The following is a 19,809-nucleotide window of genomic DNA, read 5'->3' as shown; positions in this document are numbered from 1 at the left end:
CGTGCCAGTCAAGGTTATGGTTTGTGCGGCCCAACCCGCCAACAGGGATCATCATGCAGACCCATCTGTCGCGCCGCGGCGCATTCCTGCTGTTCGCGGTGATCGTGATCGCCTGGGGCCTGAACTGGACGATTACCAAGACCCTCGTGCAGAGCGTCACGCCGCTGTGGATCACGGCAATTCGTTGCGCCATCGCCACCGTGGCCCTCGCGATGCTTCTGTTCGCGCGGGGCGAGATGATCGTGCCGCGTCGCGGCGATCTACCTGTGATCTTCGTCAATTCGATATTTCACATGGTGGCATTTTCAGCGCTGGTCGCATTCGGGCTGCAATACGCCGCGGTCGGCCGTTCAATCGTCCTTGGCTACACGACCCCGCTTTGGGTGATGCCTGCCGCCTGGCTGTTCCTCGGCGAGAGAATGACGCCATCGCGTTCACTGGGAATGGCCGTTGGCCTCGCCGGCCTCGCCCTCATGTTCAATCCACTCGCCTACAATTGGGTCGACGCCAACACCCTGGCCGGCAGCGGCTGCATCCTGCTGGCTGCCCTGTGCTGGGCAGTCAGCATCGTCTATGTGCGCGCGCACCGCTGGATTTCCACGCCCTTCCAGCTCGGGTTCTGGCAAACGCTGCTCGCCACGCTGGTGGTCTCCGTGCTGGCGTTTCTAAAGGACGGTGTTCCGCATCTGGAATGGAATGCGCAGCTGGTTGGGCTGTTTCTCTTCAGCGGGATCATCGGAACGGCATTGGCCTATTGGGCGATGGCGACGGTCAACCGCAGCTTGCCCGCCGTCGTCACATCGCTCGGGCTTCTCGCGACCCCCGTCGTCGGGGTCGCGAGCTCTGCGCTTATTCTCGGCGAGGCAATCCATATCGATCTGGTGGTCGCTATGCTGCTGATCTTGGGAGGGATCGCCATCGGAACGATTCCGCGCCGGGAAGCGCTGCCAGCGTAAACAGCTGGGCGCCACTCGTCGTAGTATCGAAGGCTGATGCGCTGCATCGTCGTTCTCTTGCGCTTGAGGGACATCAGCAACGCGTGGTTGACATTCACGTTGATCCTGCAACGATATCCGTCGTGGCCACAAGATCCTGCAAAAGCAGGACTCACGCAGGGCAAGAGGAAACGCATGAAGCCATTCTGTCGTCGCGCACTTCTTGTCGCCTTCAGCGCCTTCCTGTTTGGTGGCCCGGCCGCGGCACAGGATTATCCATCCCGGCCCGTCAAGATCGTCGTGCCCTTTCCTGCCGGCGGCTCCAACGACATCATCGCCCGCATCGTGGCACAAAAACTTGGTGAGCGGACCAGCCAGACATTCCTGATCGAAAATCGCGCCGGTGCCGGCGGAAATATCGGCGCGGATGCGGTCGCGACTTCGGAGCCGGACGGTCACACGCTGCTGCTGACGGCGCCGCCGCCGCTCACCATCAACGCGGCGCTCTACAAGAGCCTGCCTTACGATCCGGCAAAGGCGTTCGCTCCGGTGGCGCTGGTCGCCTCGGTGCCGATCGTGCTTATGGTGCATCCGTCGGTCGAAGCCAGGAACGTCGGGGAACTCATAGCGCTCGCCAAGGCAAAGCCGGGCACCATCAACTTCGGATCCTCGGGCAACGGCTCCACCAATCATCTTGCGGGCGAATTGCTGAAGAGCATGACCGGCATCAATATCGTTCACCTCCCCTATCGCGGTGCTGCACCCGCCATGAACGATCTGATCGCGGGGCACATCCCCATGATGTTCGACAACATCCCGGCAGTGCTGCCGCAGGTTCAGGCCAAGACCATCAGGGCGATTGCGGTGGCCGGCGCCACACGCGCGAGCGCCCTTCCCGACGTGCCGACGGTCGCAGAATCCGGCGTGCCCGGCTTCGAGGCCTCCGCCTGGTTCGGGCTGGTGGCACCGGCGAAAACGCCCGCGCCGGTGCTTGCGAAGCTGCAGAGCGAGGTCGACGCAATCCTGAAGATGCCCGACGTGCAGAAGCGCTTCACCGAACTCGGTGCCGAGACGGCTGATATTTCGGGCGCGGCGTTCGGACAATTCCTCACCGACGAAACGACGAAATGGACAAAAATCATCCAGTCATCGGGCGCGACGGTGAACTAAAGCGTTTTCCAGCGAAGTGGACATCGGTTCGCGTTAAGAAGACGCGTCAAATCAAAAATCTGGCGTGTAACACATGCTCATGGGACTACGCCGAGCGCCGTCAGTTCGGCGTTGGCGGCCTCCCACTCGTGGAAACTGCGCGGACAATCGCTGGCCGCCAGACGGAAAAGGCGGGTTGCTTCGTCTTTCATCCCCTTCGTCAGCGAGAGCTCGCCACTGTAAAAATTCGCCTCGCAGACCTGCCCCCTCTTCCTGCTGGCGTCACGATGGTCTGCGGCAGCAAGTGCGGCAGCGGGCGTTATCTGGCCCATGAACAATCTGATGATAGGCGCCGGCCAGACGTTCATGTCGATCCGGGAACTGGTTTGCGCCAGGCGGCTCGGGAGATTGTTTCGCTGACTGGCGATCTCGACCCACAGGGCCAGATAGGCATCGTCCGGTGCATGCGCACTTGCCTAGTCAAGATCGGCCAGCGCCTTTTCGGCCGAGCCAGTAAAAAGATACGAACGCCCGCGAGCAAAGTAGGGCAAGGAGGATTTCGGATCGAGCCGGATCGCCTCATTGTAGTCGGCGATGGCGCGCTCGAGGTCGCCCTTGGCGCGATAAGCGAAACCTCGACTGTTGAAGACGTCGGCATCCTCGGGATTGATCCGGATCGCCTCACTGTAGTCGGCGATGGCGCGGTCGAGGTCGCCCTTTTCGAGATACGCGCCACCTCTGTTTTCGAAGGCCATGGCGGATTTGGGATCGAGCCGGATCGCCGCGTCGAAGTCGGTGATAGCGCGGTCGTTGTCGCCCTTGGCGCTGAAGGCGATACCTCGACCGAGGAAGGCCTTGGCGTGCTTGGGTTCGAGCCGGATCGCCTCATTGTAATCGGCAACGGCGCGATCGTTATCGCCCTTGTCGTGGTAGGCGCTGCCTCTATTTTGGAAGGCCCTGGCGAATTTGGGATCAAGCCGGATCGTCTCATTGTAATCAGCGATAGCGCGGTCATTGTCGCCTTGGTCGCTGTAGGCGTTGCCTCGATTGTTGAAGGCCATGACAAATTTGGGATCGAGCCGGATCGCCTCGTTGAAGTCGGCGATGGCGCGGTCGTTGTCGCCCTGTTCGTTGTAAGCGGCACCTCGATTGTTGAAGGCCATGGCCAATTTAGGATCGAGCCGGATCGCCTCATTCAAGTCGGCGATGGCGCGGTGGTTGTCGCCCCTGGCGCGATAGGCGACAGCGCGATTGTTGTAGTAAGCCGCCAGATCGCGCCCTTTCGGTTTCCCCGACTTGATGCTCCGGCTACAGGCCGTGATCGTAGCCTCGGGATCTTGCACAGAATCGCACTGGTCAGCGGCGGCTGAATAACCGAGGAATATCGTAGCGGCAAAAAGCGCGCTCCAGAATCTTCAATCCGTGGGCCTCATGCCATTTCCCTGAGCGAACTTTGAAATCCTGAGATATGTGTCGGTACTTGGCGTTCCGGTTCACATTCAACTGGATTTGGCATCTCGGCAGTATGTCCGGTTATCGGTTAATCCCGGAAGTCAGTGTTCAAGCCCGCCGCAATCCAGATTTGGCCGCGCTGATGAGTCCACGGCCTATGGCCACCGAAACGGTCTCCTAAACCCCGAGATAGGCGCGCTGAACGTAATCGCTCTTGGCGAGTTCCGCGCCAGGACCGCTCAGCGCAATCCGCCCGTTCTCCAGCACATAGGCGTAGTGGCAGAGCCGGAGCGCAAGGTTGGCATTCTGCTCGACCAGCACGATCGACAGTCCCTGCTCCCTGTTGATCGTCTCGATCAGGCGTCCGATCTCCTGCACCATGATGGGCGCGAGCCCGAGCGACGGCTCGTCCAGCAACAGCACCTTCGGCGCCGCCATCAGCGCCCGGGCAATCGCCAGCATCTGCTGCTCGCCGCCGGACAGCAGGCCTGCCATCTGGTCGCGACGCTGCCTGAGTTTTGGGAAGAAGCCGAACATCCGTTCGACGGAGGCGTGCAGGCTGCCGCCTTGCGGCTGCAGGTAGCCGCCGACGAGCAGATTGTCGTGGACGGTCATCCGCGGGAACACCCGCCGTCCCTCCGGCGACAACGCGATGCCCTGCGAGACGATGTCGGGCGGCGACATCTTGTCGATTCGCACGTCGCCGAAGCTGATCTCGCCCTGGCTCGGTGACCGCAATCCCATAATCGCCCGTAGCGTGCTGGTCTTGCCGGCACCGTTGCTGCCCACGAGTGAAACGATTTGGGCCGGCGCGACATCCAGGCTGATGCCAGAGATGGCAACCCGATGGCCGTATTCGACGTGAATGTCACGTACCTGAAGTGCTTTGCTCACGCTGCTTCCTCGGCGCCGAGATAGGCCTGTATCACGCTGCGATTGGCCCGGATTTCCGCAGGAACTCCCTCGGCGATCTTTACGCCATGATCCAGCACGACAAGCCGGTCGCACAGCCCCATCACCAGCCGCATGTGGTGCTCGACCAGCAGCACCGAGATGTTCTCGGTCTTGTGCAGCTCCTTGATCAACCGGCCGAAATCGGCGGCTTCTTCCGGATTCAATCCCGCCACCGGCTCATCGAGCATCAGCAGCTTGGGACGCGCGGCCAGCGCGATGGCAACACCGAGCCGACGCTGACCACCATAGGACAGTTCTCCAGCGCGGCGCTGGCGGAACTGAAGCAGCGACAGGCGTTCAAGCAGAAGCTCGCACCGCCTTCGGGTCGCCGACAGCGCCGCACGTGCGGCGCGGGTGTTGAGAATCGAACCCAGCATCGAGACCGGCGTGGTCGCGAACGCACCACGCATGACATTCTCGATGACCGTGGCTTCGGGAAAGATCGTCGTGGCCTGAAATGTCCGCACCAATCCTTCGCTGACGATCGCGCTCGGCTTCTTGCCGACAATGCTGCGCTGCTCGAAGCGGATGGCACCCGCCGACGGCGACATCACCCCGCTGACCACATTAAAGCAGGTTGTTTTTCCGGCGCCGTTGGGGCCGATCAATCCGACAATCTCGCCAGCATTGATCGAGAACGAAACGTCCTTCAGCGCATTCAGGCCGCCGAACCGCCGGCTGATCGCATCCACTTCCAGTAATGCAGCGCTCATTTCGGCGTCTCCGTCTCCGAGCCCTTGCTGAAGAAGGATCGTCCGATCGAGACGAGACCGTTCGGGATGAACAGCAACACGCAGAGCAGTATCACGCCATAGATGATGTGCTGTGCGCCGACGAAGCCGCGGAGCAGCTCCGGCAGAGGCGTCAGGAACAGCGCGCCAAGGACGCCGCCGATCATCGTGTGACGCCCGCCGACGACGAGCATGGTGATGTACGCGATCGAGTCGTTGAACGTGAAACTGTCCGGCGACAGAAAGCGGATATAGTGGACCATCGCCGCACCGGCTGCCCCGGCGATGCCGCTGCCTAGCGCAAAGGCCACGATCTGGTAATGGCTCACATCGATGCCGCTCGATTCGGCGAGGCGCACGTTCTCCGCGATGGAACGGAACGCCCGGCCGTATTGCGAGCGCATCAGCGCCCAGACGAAGGTCACGACGATAATGAAGGCAGCGAGCGCGAAATAGTAGAAGCGCAGGCGCGTCGAGAGCGGAAGGCCGAAAATGGATATGGCGGGAATCCCAAGCAGCCCGTTGGCGCCGTGGGTGACGCTTTCCCAATTCAGCACGATCAGCGTGAAGACCTGCCCGGCCAGAAACGTGACCAGCACAAAATAGACGCCGCGCAGCCGAAGCAATATCTTGCCGAGCAGCACCGCCGCCAATCCCGTCACAAGCCCGGCCAGCACGATGCCGAGGATAGGCGGAAGCTTGAAGCTCAGCGCTGCCAGGGCCGAGACGTAGGCGCCGGCAGCCACGAACGCCGCGTGTCCGAGCGATATCTGCCCGACCGACGCAATCAGGCCCAGGCTGACCGCGAAGATCGAATTGAGCAGCATCAGGTTCGCCAGATGGATGTAGAACTGGTTTGTCGTGAGCTGCGGCAGGACGAGAGCCGCCGCGAGCACAACGACCAGCGCGATACCTGGCAGCAAACGACGGCGCGGCGCGAGGTGCGGCTCATCGCGGCCCATCGTGGCGGTGGATGATCCCTCCAAGTCAGGCCTCCCTTTGTCCCAAAAGGCCGGCGGGCCGAACCAGCAAGATCAGAATCACCAGCAGAAGCTGCAGGATGTCCGACACCAGCGACCCGAAGATCGTGGCGGTGAAGCTCTCGATCATGCCGAGCAGAAGGCCGCCGACCACCGCCCCCGGGACCGAGCCGAGACCGCCGAGAATGACGACCACGAAGGCCTTGAGCATCGGCGTGAGGCCGACAAAGGGCGAGACCGAGAAGACCGGCCCCATCAACGCCCCGGCCAGCGCCGCGAGCGCGACGCTCATGCCGAAGGCCAGCGGATAGATGTAGTTGACGCGGATGCCCTGGATCAGCGCGGTCTCGGTATCCTGGGCGACCGCCCGCATCGCCCGCCCGAGCCGGGTTCGCTGCATGAAAAGCCAGAACGCGGTAAAGATCAGCGCGGCCGCGGCGATGACGACAAGCCGCGACCATGGAAAGCTGAACGGACCGATCGCCAGCGTGCCCGTGACGATATCGGGCATCGCCCGCGGCTGAGGCCCCCACAGCGACACGGCGCCATTCTGAATGATCACCGAGATCGCAAGCGTCGCGATCATCCCCGACATCTCATCCGAACGAAACGGCTGGATCAGCGTCCGCTCGACCAGCATGCCGAGAATGCCGATCGTCAGCGCCGCGATCAAAAGGCAGACGACGAACGGGATCTCCCAATAGACGTAGGTGAAGAATCCCGTAAAGGCGCCGAGCATATAGAATTCGCCATGCGCGAAATTGACCACGCGCATGATCCCGAACACCAGCGTGAAACCGACCGCCATCAGCATGTACATCGCGCCGATGACGAGACCGTTCAGCACAGCCTGCGCAAGAAGTATCGAATAGTCCAAACCCGTTCTCCCGCGTCAAGCGGCGTCAATTTTCCAGGAGATGCCTGCAACGCTCATTCGCAGACCTTGGGCGTGCACTTGGCCACGACCTGCGCGGCACCACCCTTGAGGAGCGCCACGTAGAATGGCGCGTCGAGCTGCTGGTTCGACTTCCACTGCGCTTCGCCGATCCAGTTCACCTTGCCGAGCACGGTTTCGAACTCCTTCAGGCCACGCAACGCTTCGCGCACCTTGTCGCTATTCGTCACCGTTCCCGACTTCTGCATCGCGGCGAACACCATCTGCACATTGGCGTAGAAGAACGGGCTGAAGGCGTTCAACGGCGTCTTGTACTTTGTCTCGAAGCGCTTGGTGTATTCCTGGATCGCCGGGGATTCCGTATTGATCGGCTGATGGACGTAGACGTTCTCGGTGGCATCCTTGCCAGCAACCTTCAGGATATCAGCGGTGGCGTCGCCGCCGGTCCGGATGATCGGCCCCTTGAAGCCAAGTTCACGAAGCTGCTTGACCAGCAATCCCGCGGTCTGCGGCGCGTTGCCGTTGAGTTCAAAGGCATCGATGCCCTTCGCCAGCACGCGCGTCAGCAACGGCACGAAATCGACGCGCTCGCGCTCGAAGAACTCCTTGGCGACGAACTTGGCACCGACCGCCTCATAGGCAGCTTCGTTGGCGGCTCCAACCTGCTGACCGGATTCGTCGTTCGGGAACAAGCCGCCGATCTTCTTGGCGCCCAGCTTCTGCACCACCCACTTGATTTGCGGATCGGAGAACACGTCCGACGGGATCACCGGACGGAAGCTGTACTTGTATTCGGCCGACAGCGCCTTCGGGGTGAAGGCCATCGTCATCGTGATGACCTTGTTTTCGGTGCTGACGGGAAGAAGGGCGAGCGCCGGCGCCGATCCGAGCGGCCCGACCACGAACTTGATGCTGTCGTCGAACACCATGCGGTTGAACGCGGTCAGCGCGTCCGCCGCCTTGTAATGGTCGTCATAGGCGACGATCTCGACCTTGTACTTCTTGCCGGCGACTTCCAGTCCGCCCTTGCTGTTGACGTCTTCGGCGGCGAGTTCGGCCGCGCCCTGCATCGCCATCCCCCACGCGGTTCCGGCGCCGGAAAGCGTCGCCAGAACGCCGAGCTTCAACGTCTGCGCAGACGCCGAGTATGAGGAAACAGCGCAAGCCGTCGAAAGGAGCGCGACCTTCAGAAACCCACGCATGGCTACCTCCCTGATGTCGGGGAGCAGCTCGCTGCCAACCCCTCTCGATTTTCTGTTTCGTCCGCGGCCCTTGTCGGGCGACGGGATGGCGGAACCTATCTTAGGGAATTGACTAAAGTCAACTGTTGACAGTTTAAGGTTCATGCAGGAAACATTCCTGCCGCCCCGTTCGGGCCACGACGCAAGCGGGCATGACGGATATGATCAGGAACGAAACAGAACAGGCGGGAGCCAAATGACATATCTGGTCGCCAATGACCTGCCGACGCTGGCCGCCGGCGATCGCTTTCGGAAGCTATTGCAGCGTCCCGGCATCCTGCAGATTCCCGGAGCCCATTGCGGCCTCGCCGCGTTGCAGGCCAAGGCCGCGCAGTTTGAAGCGCTGTATCTGTCGGGAGCGGCGATGTCCGCGTCGATGGGGCTTCCGGACCTCGGCATCCTCACGATCGACGACGTCTGCTTCTTCGTCCGGCAGGTTTCCCGCGCGTCGCAACTTCCCGTGCTGGTGGATGGCGATACCGGCTTTGGCGAAGCGCTGAACGTGATGAACATGGTGCGTGCGTTCGAAGACGCCGGTGCTGCCGCCGTCCAGATCGAGGATCAGATCCTGCCGAAGAAGTGCGGCCATCTCAACGACAAGAAGCTGATCGCGCCCGAGGATATGGCGGCCAAAATCGCCGCCGCCGCCAGGGCGCGGCGGCATCTCTACATCGTGGCCCGCACCGATGCGGCCGCGGACGAAGGGCTCGACAGCGCCATCAACCGGGCCCGGCTGTATGTCGAAGCCGGCGCCGACGCGATCTTCCCCGAGGCGCTGCATGACCCGGAAGCGTTCCGCAAATTTGCCGAAACCATCAAGGTGCCGCTGTTGGCCAATATGACCGAGTTTGGACGAACGCCGTTCATGACGGCGTCCGAGTTCGAGGCGCTCGGCTACAAGATGGTGATCTGGCCGGTCAGCGCGCTTCGCGTGGCCGCCAAGGCGCAGGCCGAACTGTATGACGGCATCCGTAAAGACGGCGGCACCCACCGCCTGATCGATCGCATGCAAACGCGGGCCGAACTATACGCGACCATCGGCTATCACGAATACGAGGCCCTCGATTCATCGATCATCACATCGATCACACCCGAGGGAATGCCGCAAAAGCAAACCGGCCGATGAAAGCTGCGGCTGGCCCTTCACCGTGAGGCTATCTGCGCGACTGAACCGCGGCCTTGCTCTTGCCTGTCCACGCCGCACCCGCCTTGGGCTTCCGGACGGGCGGCGCGACTTCTTGCCGGGCGGCCGCTTCCCTCATCTGCTCCTCGACATACTGGCGGGCGTTGCTGATGTGCAGCCGCATCTTGCGTTCGGCCTCCACCGGATCCCGCCGCATCAGCGCCGCGACGATGTCCTTGTGCTCGCGCAGAGCCTGCTTGGCCCGCCCCGGTTTTGTACTTGATTTGTAGCGGTAGACCCGAAGCAGATAATAGAGGTCCTCGCACAGCATCTGGACCAGCCGCGCATTGCGGCTGCCCTTGACGATGCGGAAGTGGAAATCGAAGTCCTTCGACTCCTGATAATAGCCGGTGCCTTCCTGGACGCTCTTCTGCTGCTGGTGCTGATCCAGCAGCTCGGAAAGCGCCTCCAGCTCATCGTCCGTCATATGCTGGGCCGCGAGCCCGCATGCCATTCCTTCCAGCGCTTCGCGAACCTGCAGCACTTCATACAGATCGCTCGGCGACAGGCTTGCGACGCGGACGCCGATGTTGGGTGTCCGCTGCAGCAGCTTTCGACCTTCGAGCCGGCGGATGGCTTCGCGCAATGGACCGCGGCTGACGCCGAGCGACGCGGCCAGCGCCTGCTCGCTGATCTTGCTGCCCGGCTGCAGGTCCCCGCTCATGATCGCCGCCTCGATCCGCTCGGCGAGCGCATCCACCAGCGACTGGGCAGAGACCTTGTTGCTCAAGATGCCGTTCATGAAAGCCTTTCGATAGCGCTCCAGTGGGAGCCCGCACAGACACGAGCCGGCTCGCTCCTCGGCCAAGCCCTTCTTACTAGTATGTCCCTTCGTGAACGACAATCAATCGTGGAAACCTGCGTTCCCGCAACTGTATACAACTAAGCGATGGCCGTTCGATAAACCACATTGCCTTCGAACAGGCGACGGGCGCTGCGGTAGACCGCGCCATAGTCCGCCTTTACCGCGCCGGAGCCGGCAGGCGAAACGCCGGCGTCGACCAGCGTGACGCCCGATGGATGCGCGATACGAATGGGCCCGTTCGCCTTGCACAGTTCGGCCGGAATGCTTCCGGGAATGCGCGACGCCACCGCAAGGCAAATCGCTCCCGTAATCGGCGTGGCGCGATGCGGCAGCCCGACCGAGATCATCCGCACCCAGATGTCGGCATCTTCAGCCGCGAGCTCGCGCCCCGACAGCGTTCGTCCGGATCTCGGGCCCGTCACCATCGCGACTTTGGGAATACCGGTCATACGCCGCGCCTGATCGAGATCCGGCGCAATCCCCATTTTGACCGATGCCGCACAGCGGATCGCTTCCATGCGCTGCAGGAAGGCGGCATCATTGTCGAGCACGTCGGGCAGCTCGTCGCCGGATTTTCCGGCCGCGCTTGCCGCAACAAAGACGCAGGGGTTGGCGGCGTCGACGCAGGACGCCTTCACGCTTTCCCCGCCGTCGATGTCGAGATCATCAACCGCGTTTCCGGTCGGCAGCAATGCGCCGGTCCGCGCCCCGCCGGGCTCGAGGAACTCCAGCCGGATCGGCGCCGCCTTCCCGGCGATGCCATCGATCTCGATGTCGCCGGTGGCGGCCAGCGAACCATTCTCGACCGGAAAGCGCGCAACGATGATCTTCGAGGTATTGGTGTTGTGAATGCGGACCGTGGCTTCGCCATTGGCTGGTGCCGTCACCAGCCCTTCGTCGAGCGCGAACGGCCCAACGGCCGAGGACATGTTGCCGCAATTGGCGCCGTAGTCGACAAAAGTGTCGCGCACGCCGATCTGCGCAAAGGTGTAATCGACATCGGCGTCGGTGCGGCTCGGCGGGCCGATGATGCAGATCTTCGACAGCGACGAGATGCCGCCGCCCATGCCGTCGAGTTGCCGGCCATTGGGATCCGGCGAGCCCATCACTTCAAGGAAAATCGGGTCCCAAGCCTTCGGGTCATGAGGCAGATCGTCCCTTCGGAACATCACCGCCTTGGAAGTGCCGCCCCGCATGAACACCGCACGAAGTCGAGCATTTGCCATGGCCGATCCCTGTCCTTATTTCAGCGGCTCGGCATCCAGACGGATGATGTCTGCCGGACCGCCCGGCTGCGCCGGATAGCGTTGTAGCACGAGCGGGTCATGGCCGGGCACGATGTGCGTCAGCGACGACGCCAGCCGGCGCATCGCGTCATAACCTTCCAGCGTCTCGCTGACGTCGACCACCACCGGGAACGGCCGGTACTGTTCGAAATTCGCGTAATAATGTGAAGCGTCGGAGGCGAGCACTACCCATCCGCGGCGGGTTCGGACCCGCACGAACTGCAGCCCGCGCGAATGTCCGCCGACCAGATGCACCGTGACACCGTCGGCGATCTCGCTCGTGCCATTGTGGAACCTGACGCGGCCCTGGAACAGTTTGCGCACCATCGCGGTGACATCGTCAGCCTCAAACGGGTGACGCAGACTGGAATGGCACATGCACCGGCCGGTGCAGTATTCCATTTCGCGATCCTGGATGTGATAGCGCGCGTTCGGAAAGATCTCGTGATTTCCCGCGTGGTCGTAATGCATATGGGTCAGCACGACATCCTTGACACCCGCAAGATCGACGCCCGCAACCTTCAGGCCTTCCGCAACCGGGCGCGTTATCTGGCGCGCGCGCCGTTTGGCCATGTCGGCGTCAAATCCGGTATCGACGATGATGGTCTGGCCGTCGCCCTTCAGCACCCAGACGAAGAAATCCATCGGCATCGGTCCGTCATGCGCATCGCCGCCGAGGAAATTTTCGGATGTGCGCCGTTCGGCATTATGGGCGTAACGGACCGCGAGAATCTCGTATTCCGACATGCGTTCCCCTCAGCTCGCCGGCGTGTCCTGCGCCTTGCGCCATTCCAGCAGCCGGCGGATGCCCTCCTCGATGGAAACCTCGGGCTTCCAGCCCAGCATCTTCTCGGCCTTGGCGATGCTGAAATCGAGCTGCTTGGTCACACTTGATCGCACGCTCGAAGGTGCCGATTTGTAGACGGGCTTGAGATCGCTGCCGGTGAACTTCAGCAACAGCGCCACCACCCGGTTGAGATCGGTCGCAACACCCGACGCGACGGTAAAGCTCTCAGCCGTGATGTCGGACGCCATCGCCATCACATTGGCGCGGGCGACGTCGGCAACGTGAACGTAGTCATGCACCTCACTGCCGTCGTCCGGAATGACTGGCGGCTCGCCGCGCATGATGCGGTCGTAGTTCTCCATGATGTAGAGCGCGTTGACGCCGCGATAGTGCTGGCGCTCGCCGTAAACCGTCGCGTATCTCAGCGCGATCCCCTGGATGCCGTGCTTGGCGCTGTAGAGACGGCAGAGATTTTCGCCGATCAGCTTGGTGCACGCGTACAGCGCTGTCGCGGGCTGGAACGTGGCGAGCTGCGCCGGGGCTGACTCGTCGACCAAGCCTGGCGCCGGATCGCCGTACACGGCGATCGACGACGAGAACACCACCTTCTTGACGTTGCGATAGCGGCACGCCTCGAAGATGTTGACCTGCCCCTCGACATTGACCGCAAGCCCAAGGCTCGGATTCTGGCTGAGCGGCAGCGTCAGGAAGCCGGCGATTGCGAACACGCCATCGCAGCCCTCGAAGGCATCATACAGCTCGTTGATGCGCAGGATATCGCCGCGCACGAGCTTGACGCGAGCATCGCCCAGCAGCGACCTGACGGTGTCCGGACTGCCCAGCGCGTAGTTGTCGAGCAGCACGACTTCCCGCGCGCCCTGGCTCAGCAATTGTTCCGCGACATGCGATCCGATCAGGCTGGCGCCGCCGGTCACGACAAATTTTCCTTGGGCGATCTTCATGGACGCTCACACATCGCGGCAAACTGCACAGGCTGTCTCAAGTTTCGCTCCCGTTGATCATCTGTTGAACCGATGTAGGCCGGTGGCGCGCGCATCGCAGCGGTGGCCGGCCGAATTGCACGGACGCTACCGCCCTCGCCTCAAACTGTCTACAGTTTTCATCATGCGACATTGGTGCACGCCGTTGCACCGCCTGCGGGGCTACGCCGTCGCCTTGGCACCGGCGCCTCTGTATAGAGTCGAGCGATGAGTCTGCTTCAGCGATAGCTCGGCACGACCTCGCAACAAAAGAATCGGGAGAAACGACATGTCTGAGAAGGTCGCGGTCATCGGAATGGGGCAGATGGGATCGGGGATGGCGGGACGACTGAGGGAATCCAACCTCGACGTCGTCGGCTATGACGTCAACGCCGATCAGCGCGCGCGCCTCGCGAAGGACGGCTTTCGGATGGCATCGAGCATCGCGGAAGCGCTCGAGGGCCGCGACATCGTGCTAACCAGCTTGCCCGATCCGAAAGCGGTGACGGAAGCCTGGCTCGGCGCCGACGGCATTGTCGCCCATGCCGCCAAGGGCACCCTGTGCATCGAGCTGAGCACAATCGATCCGCAGACGATGCGGCAGGCCGCCGAGGCAGCCGCCGCCAAGGGAATCGCCGTGGTCGATTGTCCGGTCAGCGGCAGCCCCAACGAGGCTCGCGCCGGCAAGCTGATCTTGATCGCCGGCGGCGAGCGAGCCGATGTGACCCGCGCCGAGCCGATTCTCAAGCTGCTCGGCAACGACTGGAAGTACACCGGCCCGGCCGGAACCGCGAAGGTCGTCAAGATCGTCAACAACATGATGTCGATGGGCAACGTCCTGGTCGCGGCGGAAGCCTTTGCGCTCGGCGTCGCCGCAGGCGTCGAGCCGGACAAGCTTTATGACGTTCTGTCGGTCAGCGGCGGTCGCTCGCATCACTTCACCAAGCGCTTTCCGAACGCGATCAAGGGTGATTTCTCGCCGGGATTCAAGATGGAGCTGGGCGAGAAGGACCTTGCACTTGCGGTCGAACTCGGGCGCATGACGAAGATGCCGACGCCGTCGGCCTCCGCGACGCGCGAACTTTATGCGCTTGCCCTGGCCGAGGGCTTTCGTGGCCAGGATATCGTGGCGCTGCTGAAGATGTATCAGAACTGGGCGAAGCCGGCCTGATAGCGTTCGTTGGAAGCCTCGCTCAGGGCACCCAGGTCGTCTCCGGCGCTTCCTGCGCGCCACGCGGCGCGAAGACGACCTTCTTTGCCGACGCCTTGTGCAATTCGCTGACTTCGAGCAGCCGCGTGACCTGCGCGATCTCGGTGACTTTTTCGAGCGTTTCAAGCCGCTCGAACAGCGGCGCGATCTGCTCACGAGGAAGGCTTCGCGCCGCGCAATCGTTGAACTTGTCCCACAATTCGCTGCTGCTCATCGGATTGTCGCCGCCACGACCGACAAGATTGTCGACGCGCCGCGAGAGGCGGGTGCCGTCCTTGAGCGTCACGATGACCTCTGCGCCCCATTGGTCCTCGGCATCGTCGGCCATATCAGGGTGCGGGCTTGCGGTCGTGAGATCCAGAAGCCGCGTGATCTCCGGATCGAAATGCGCGTCGCCCTCGAAGTCCTTCAGCCGAAGCACGCCATAGCGAAGCGCCCGCGCGACAGCATACTGGACGCTGAATTTGGCTTGCAGCGATGTCTGCGGGTGCGGATTGTTGGTATGGCGCAGGCGCCGGCCATGCGGCCGCACTTCGATGCTGCTGATGTCCGCGGCTTTGACCTTGTCCTCGCGCCGCAGTTGGAGCGCCATCGCAATGGCGGGATGCGTGCTGCCGCAGCACGGGAATTGCTTCAGCGCGATCGATTTCGCCTCGATCTCCCACGGCGCGCCCCAGTTCTCAAAGAGCTTATCGGGGTCAAACGTGCCGGGCCCGTTGAAGACGTTGAGGAAGCCTTGTTGATGCTCGAACACGTCGGTGGCGGCGTCAAATCCTCCCTCCGCCAGCAGAGCCGCAAGCAGGCCATTGCGGCAGCACTGACCGATGTGGAGGGGCTTTGTCATGGTGCCGAAATTGGCCTTGAGGCCGCTTGCGAGCGAGGCCGCAATGCACAGCGCCATCGTCGTCCTGGCATGATCAAGCTTCATGAGATGGCATGCGGCCGCCACGGCACCGAAAATGCCGAGCGTCGCCGTCGGATGCCAGCCCTTGTCGTAGTGATGAAAATTGACGGCGCGCGCGAGCCGGATCTCGACCTCAACGCCGATCACGTAGGCGGCAATGAGGTCTTCACCGCTGCCGCCGCGCTCTTCGGCGAGCGTGAACAGCGTCGATACCAGCGGCACCGAATGATGGCCGCCCATGATGCCGCTGAAATCATCAAAGTCGAGCGCGTGGGACGCCGTGCCGTTGATCAGCGTGGCATCGAGTGCGCTGGTGCGCCGGGCCGAGCCGAATATCAGCGCGGGTCCGGGCGCCGTCGCGATGCCCGGGGTCTTGAGGAGGATCTGCGTGCAGGGTTCCGGATAGCCGGCCAGGGTCACGCCGATCGCATCGAGGATGCAGGCTCTTGCCGACGCGACCGCCCCCTTTGTGAGCTGACGCTTCTCGAAGGCCAACACCCGCTCGGCCAGATGCTGGAGCAGCGTGGTTCCGGACGAAGCATGCTCTGCCGAACTTGCCTTCGACGATGCAACAGACGCGTCACTCATGTCGGTTCTCCCGTGCAGACTTCAGTCCGCCGCCGCGCTGCGCCCTGCGATCCGCCCGAACGTCGCGCCTGACACCAGACCGGTGCCGGCCGGATAATTGTCGTAGAACAGGCCGCCGACCATTTCGCCGCAGCAGAACAGACCCTTGATCGGCCGCCAGTCGGTGCCGATCACCTGTGCCGTCTCATTCACCTTCAGTCCGCCGAACGTGAAGGTGATGCCGCCGGTGGCGCTGTAGGCGTAGAACGGCGGTTTTGCGATTCGAAGCGCCCAGTTGGTTTTCTCCAACGCGAGCCCCTTGCTGGAAAGGCCATCCTTCTTGGTCGGATCGAAGCCGTCGTCCATCTCGCGGGCGCAGGCATTATATTCATCGAGCGTCTTCAGCGCCTGATCCCTGTCGTCGAAGTCGAGTTTTTCGATGAGATCTTCCAGCGTGTTGGCGGTGATCGGCTTGCTGGTCTGGTAGCGCGGCTCCAGCAGGTGGACGACTCTGGAATCGAAGATCTGCCAGGCCTTGGCGCCGGGTTCGGCGAGGATCGCGCGGCCGAACTTGGCGTAGGTGAAGAGCGCACCGTCCTCGCCTTCATCGACGAAGCGCCGGCCCTTGCGGTTCAGCATGACGCCATAGACATAGCTCAGCCGGTTGCTGCGATCGGTGAGTTCGCGGGGTGCAAACTCACCCCAATCCGCGCTGATCGGCGTGGCGTGGCAGCCGCTCCATTGTCCCCACGGCATCGCGCCGATGTTCATCGCTATCCGCAAACCGTCGCCCTGATTGTGCGGCGTGCCCCGCACTTTCGCCGCACCGACCAGCGGACCGATATGCTGGGTGCGCATCTGCACGTTGGCTTCGAATCCACCGCAGCCGAGGATCACCGACCTGGCATTCAGGACCGAGACGCCGTCGTCATCACGCACCTTGACGCCGTTGATCCTGCCATCGTCGCCGACCAGCAATTCGGTCGCCGCAGTTCCATAGCGAATTTCGATGCCGAGCTGCTCGGCGGTCGAGAACCAGCTCCGCGACAGGCCGACGCCTTCGTGTTCGGCGCGCACGACCAGGCCGCGCGCCCACACCATGACGTTGTCCTTCTTGACCGCGGAAAGCGTGATCGCCGGCTCCATCTTGATGCCGCCGACCTTCTTCATCCATTTCACGGTGTCGAACGAGTTGTGGACGAGCAGCTTCGACAATACCGGATCGGTCCGTCCGCTGGTGACGCGCATCAGGTCGCCGTGAAAATCCTCCTTCGAGTACGGCGATACGCCGTCATAGAAGTTCTCATATTCATCCTCGACGTCGGGGAGCAGTTCGCCGATTTCCCGGGGATCGTCGAAGGCAAAGCGCAGCACGCCGCCGCTCCAATGCGTGTTGCCGCCACGCATTTCCCGCGGTGCCTTCTCGATCACAACGACGCGCTCGGCACCGTTCTCCTTGGCGGACACCGCGGCAGCCAGAGCGGCGTTGCCCGCGCCAACAACGATGACGTCATACTTGTTCATTACTCAACTCCTGTGGGATTGACCTGGTGTGGATCGCAGCAAGGCGGCGATTGCGGCGCGCACCTCGCGTCTTGTTCGGAATTATTTTTTGTCGGGTGTTTCTCTCCGGCTATCGATCCGATGTTGCGATCCGGCGCGGGCGGCTTCGGCCATCGCGCTGAGACGCAGCTCGTAGCCGCGGCGCACGTGACGGCGGGCCAGATCTTCGGCGGCAGCCTCGTCGCGCCGCGCGATGGCGGTAACGATCGCCTGGTGCTCTGCCAATGCTTCCGCGATACGGCCGGGTGCCGCGAAGGTGGTGCGGCCCAGCAGTACGACAGAGTCATGCAGGTCCTGCAGACTCTTGATCAGGAACCGATTGTGAGCGGCGCGGTAGATTTGCTCGTGAAAGAGAGTGTTTTCCCGGGCGTGTAGTTTCGGGTCATCAGGCAACTGACGATGCGAATCCAGCATCGCCTGCAGCATGTGGATTTCGGTCGCGTCGGCAAAGCGTGCAGCCAGTGCCGCGGCAGTACCTTCAAGCCGTTCACGCACGTCGTAGAGCTCGGCCACCGCGCGCAGGTCGTGTTGCGCGACCGACAGCCCGCCGCCCGGCGCATGGACCAGCATGCCGTCGGATTGCAGGCGGCGCATCGCCTCGCGAATGGGCGTACGGCTGACCTTGAGCCAGGCGCAGAGCTCCAGCTCGAGGACACGTTGGCCGGCCTCGAGTTGGCCTTCCTGAATCGCATTGCGGATGGCCCGATAGGCATGCTCGGCGAGCCCGCCCGCGGCCCGCGATGACGCGGGGCCGGGCCAGATCACAAGCGTGTCGTCCTCAGCAGGGTTGGAAATCGCGGCCTCCCAAAAGCCAGATCGGGACTTTCCGCTATGTATAACTATGTATACAAAGATATGCAAAGGAAATTTTAGGAGTGAAATGCCCACGGGGCAGCGGGGACTCGCCTGCGGAGCCCAGTATTTTGCCTTTGGCCGCACCGGGCCGCGAAGTCCGCACCCGCCGGGCGGACCGACATAACCGCCCGATGCAGTTCACGGTGTCGCTGACCCGCCGTTTCACGGACTTGCTGCCGGCATGGCCGGCGGATGAACCTGTCTCGCTGGATCGGTGCCGCTATTATTGCGGGCCCGGTGGCCTTGCCGTTGCGACGGCTGACGTCCCGCCCCGATGGCAGCGCCAGCCAAATCGAAGCTCCATGCGGCCCGGTGACAGTGACCGGTCAGGGTGCCAACGCTGCACGTGTCAACGGCATGGCACTGCACCTGCTGGGTTCGAGCTGATGTGGAATCCGCACAACCACGCCCGCTCCCGGCGGCCGCGGATTCTGCTCGCTGGCGGCAAAGCGCGGACTTCTCACGCGGCAGCAGCGCAGCGCCTTAAGCCGTGTCGGCGCTTTGTGACGTCCGTCACGGTGAAGCTAACGCGCAAACCTATTCTGGCAATCACAGAATAAAGGGGACACGCATGAACGCCGCTCGCTCACAGGCGTACCTGAATGGAATTGAGAAGATTGGTTGTCGTATCGATGAATTGCAGTGCCTGCTGCGTTTTGCTGAAGGCCAGCGGGAAGCGCGAACAGCGGTCCGACAATTGAACCAATCGTTTTCGTTCCTCGGCAAGGATCGTATTTGTCTTTTCGATCGCGAATTTGACGACGCCCTTCACCGGGCTGTTTTCGCCGAAGTCGGTGATCTCCTTTTCAATGGTGATGAGATATTCGTAACTCGAAAGCTCCTCGGAGATCTGAAGCAGTTCCCGGATTGTCGACGTGATGCAATCGGCGTCACCAGTGGAAATATCGGGTCGCTTGGCGGTCTGAACGAGATCACCCATCAAGTTCTGGAATAACGGCTTTATGGCTTCGACCTTTTTGAAATCGCTTTCGCTGAGGACGCCGCTGCTGGATACGTTCGGCGCCAGCAGGAGCATCGCGACGCCGAGGGCGAGCGGCCGCACCCATTCGCGACGCAGGCGGGTCATGGATTGCCCATTGGGAACGCAAGCGGGCTTCTTGCCGCCCCGCACCACTCTGCCAATCATTTTCCAGACGGCGGTTACGCCCATTGGATCAGCCTCGGACCTGGTCGCCAAGCATAGTTCGCGATTGCATGCGCTGCTAGGGCGGACCGAACCTGGCCTGCGTCATTTTTGCACGACGAACGCGCGTTCCGGCGCGGGTAGGCAGGCCCGTTTGGTTGTTCCGCATCGGCTTTTGTGTATTATCC

The 19,809-nt window shown here is 62.4% G+C and carries 19 protein-coding genes; 4 read left to right on the top strand and 15 right to left on the bottom strand.

Annotation, left to right across the window (positions count from 1 at the left end; genetic code table 11):
• Positions 1 to 53 precede the first annotated feature (53 nt).
• Entirely contained in the window at positions 54 to 956 is a 903-nt protein-coding gene (locus JQ574_RS15840) for a DMT family transporter (protein ID WP_212211162.1), read from the top strand.
• Positions 957 to 1,130: 174 nt separating this feature from the next.
• Positions 1,131 to 2,105: a tripartite tricarboxylate transporter substrate binding protein gene (locus JQ574_RS15835; RefSeq protein WP_212211161.1), complete on the top strand. Its 975-nt coding sequence runs from the start codon at positions 1,131 to 1,133 to the stop codon at positions 2,103 to 2,105.
• Between the two features lie 77 nt (positions 2,106 to 2,182).
• On the opposite strand, the gene JQ574_RS15830 is transcribed toward JQ574_RS15835, so the two are convergent.
• The 7 genes from JQ574_RS15830 to JQ574_RS15800 form a co-directional block, all read right to left on the bottom strand.
• Positions 2,183 to 2,452: a hypothetical protein gene (locus tag JQ574_RS15830; RefSeq protein WP_212211160.1), complete on the bottom strand. Its 270-nt coding sequence runs from the start codon at positions 2,450 to 2,452 to the stop codon at positions 2,183 to 2,185.
• 108 nt (positions 2,453 to 2,560) lie between these two features.
• Positions 2,561 to 3,427, bottom strand: coding sequence for a tetratricopeptide repeat protein (locus JQ574_RS15825; protein WP_212211159.1), 867 nt, complete (start codon positions 3,425 to 3,427; stop codon positions 2,561 to 2,563).
• A 286-nt stretch (positions 3,428 to 3,713) separates the two neighbouring features.
• A complete protein-coding gene (locus JQ574_RS15820) occupies positions 3,714 to 4,430 on the bottom strand; it encodes an ABC transporter ATP-binding protein (RefSeq protein ID WP_212211157.1) in 717 nt (238 codons plus the stop codon).
• The gene (locus JQ574_RS15815; RefSeq protein WP_212211155.1) at positions 4,427 to 5,203 is read right to left on the bottom strand and encodes an ABC transporter ATP-binding protein; all 777 of its coding nucleotides are present in this window, start codon (positions 5,201 to 5,203) and stop codon (positions 4,427 to 4,429) included. Before JQ574_RS15815 ends, JQ574_RS15820 begins: the two co-directional genes overlap by 4 nt.
• Positions 5,200 to 6,207 (bottom strand): branched-chain amino acid ABC transporter permease, encoded by a 1,008-nt coding sequence (locus JQ574_RS15810; RefSeq protein ID WP_212211154.1) that lies wholly within the window; start codon positions 6,205 to 6,207, stop codon positions 5,200 to 5,202. Before JQ574_RS15810 ends, JQ574_RS15815 begins: the two co-directional genes overlap by 4 nt.
• Position 6,208: 1 nt before the next feature.
• Positions 6,209 to 7,078, bottom strand: coding sequence for a branched-chain amino acid ABC transporter permease (locus tag JQ574_RS15805; protein WP_212211146.1), 870 nt, complete (start codon positions 7,076 to 7,078; stop codon positions 6,209 to 6,211).
• 53 nt (positions 7,079 to 7,131) lie between these two features.
• Positions 7,132 to 8,298 carry an ABC transporter substrate-binding protein gene (locus JQ574_RS15800; RefSeq protein WP_212383678.1) on the bottom strand — a complete coding sequence of 389 codons (1,167 nt, stop codon included), beginning with the start codon at positions 8,296 to 8,298 and terminating at the stop codon, positions 7,132 to 7,134.
• A 235-nt stretch (positions 8,299 to 8,533) separates the two neighbouring features.
• Between JQ574_RS15800 and prpB the strand changes: the two genes are divergently transcribed.
• Positions 8,534 to 9,463, top strand: a complete 930-nt coding sequence (gene prpB, locus JQ574_RS15795; protein WP_212211141.1) for a methylisocitrate lyase — start codon at positions 8,534 to 8,536, stop codon at positions 9,461 to 9,463.
• Between the two features lie 28 nt (positions 9,464 to 9,491).
• On the opposite strand, the gene JQ574_RS15790 is transcribed toward prpB, so the two are convergent.
• From JQ574_RS15790 to JQ574_RS15775, 4 genes are all read right to left on the bottom strand, one after another.
• A complete protein-coding gene (locus JQ574_RS15790) occupies positions 9,492 to 10,262 on the bottom strand; it encodes a GntR family transcriptional regulator (protein ID WP_212211139.1) in 771 nt (256 codons plus the stop codon).
• 140 nt (positions 10,263 to 10,402) lie between these two features.
• Positions 10,403 to 11,551 (bottom strand): 2-methylaconitate cis-trans isomerase PrpF family protein, encoded by a 1,149-nt coding sequence (locus JQ574_RS15785; protein ID WP_212211137.1) that lies wholly within the window; start codon positions 11,549 to 11,551, stop codon positions 10,403 to 10,405.
• A 15-nt stretch (positions 11,552 to 11,566) separates the two neighbouring features.
• Complete coding sequence (locus tag JQ574_RS15780; protein ID WP_212211136.1) at positions 11,567 to 12,358, bottom strand: N-acyl homoserine lactonase family protein; 792 nt, start codon at positions 12,356 to 12,358, stop codon at positions 11,567 to 11,569.
• A 9-nt stretch (positions 12,359 to 12,367) separates the two neighbouring features.
• The gene (locus tag JQ574_RS15775; protein WP_212211135.1) at positions 12,368 to 13,360 is read right to left on the bottom strand and encodes an NAD-dependent epimerase/dehydratase family protein; all 993 of its coding nucleotides are present in this window, start codon (positions 13,358 to 13,360) and stop codon (positions 12,368 to 12,370) included.
• Positions 13,361 to 13,652: 292 nt separating this feature from the next.
• On the opposite strand from JQ574_RS15775, the gene JQ574_RS35705 reads away from it, so the two are divergent.
• On the top strand, positions 13,653 to 14,549 hold the full coding sequence (locus JQ574_RS35705; protein WP_312014668.1) for an NAD(P)-dependent oxidoreductase: 897 nt from the start codon (positions 13,653 to 13,655) through the stop codon (positions 14,547 to 14,549).
• Positions 14,550 to 14,571: 22 nt separating this feature from the next.
• Here JQ574_RS35705 and JQ574_RS15765 read toward each other — a convergent pair whose 3' ends face one another.
• The 4 genes from JQ574_RS15765 to JQ574_RS15750 form a co-directional block, all read right to left on the bottom strand.
• A complete protein-coding gene (locus JQ574_RS15765; protein WP_212211133.1) occupies positions 14,572 to 16,080 on the bottom strand; it encodes an MmgE/PrpD family protein in 1,509 nt (502 codons plus the stop codon).
• Between the two features lie 21 nt (positions 16,081 to 16,101).
• Positions 16,102 to 17,583: an FAD-dependent tricarballylate dehydrogenase TcuA gene (gene tcuA / locus JQ574_RS15760; RefSeq protein WP_212211132.1), complete on the bottom strand. Its 1,482-nt coding sequence runs from the start codon at positions 17,581 to 17,583 to the stop codon at positions 16,102 to 16,104.
• A gap of 81 nt (positions 17,584 to 17,664) precedes the next feature.
• Entirely contained in the window at positions 17,665 to 18,387 is a 723-nt protein-coding gene (locus tag JQ574_RS15755; protein ID WP_312014659.1) for a GntR family transcriptional regulator, read from the bottom strand.
• Positions 18,388 to 19,063: 676 nt separating this feature from the next.
• Positions 19,064 to 19,648 carry a hypothetical protein gene (locus tag JQ574_RS15750; RefSeq protein ID WP_249119368.1) on the bottom strand — a complete coding sequence of 195 codons (585 nt, stop codon included), beginning with the start codon at positions 19,646 to 19,648 and terminating at the stop codon, positions 19,064 to 19,066.
• Positions 19,649 to 19,809: the final 161 nt, after the last annotated feature.

It is taken from the genome of Bradyrhizobium sp. AUGA SZCCT0158 (assembly GCF_018130065.1).
In the GTDB taxonomy this organism is placed as follows: Bacteria; Pseudomonadota; Alphaproteobacteria; order Rhizobiales; family Xanthobacteraceae; genus Bradyrhizobium.
Note: the sequence above shows the minus strand (reverse complement) of the source record. Positions and strands in the feature narration are given on the sequence as shown.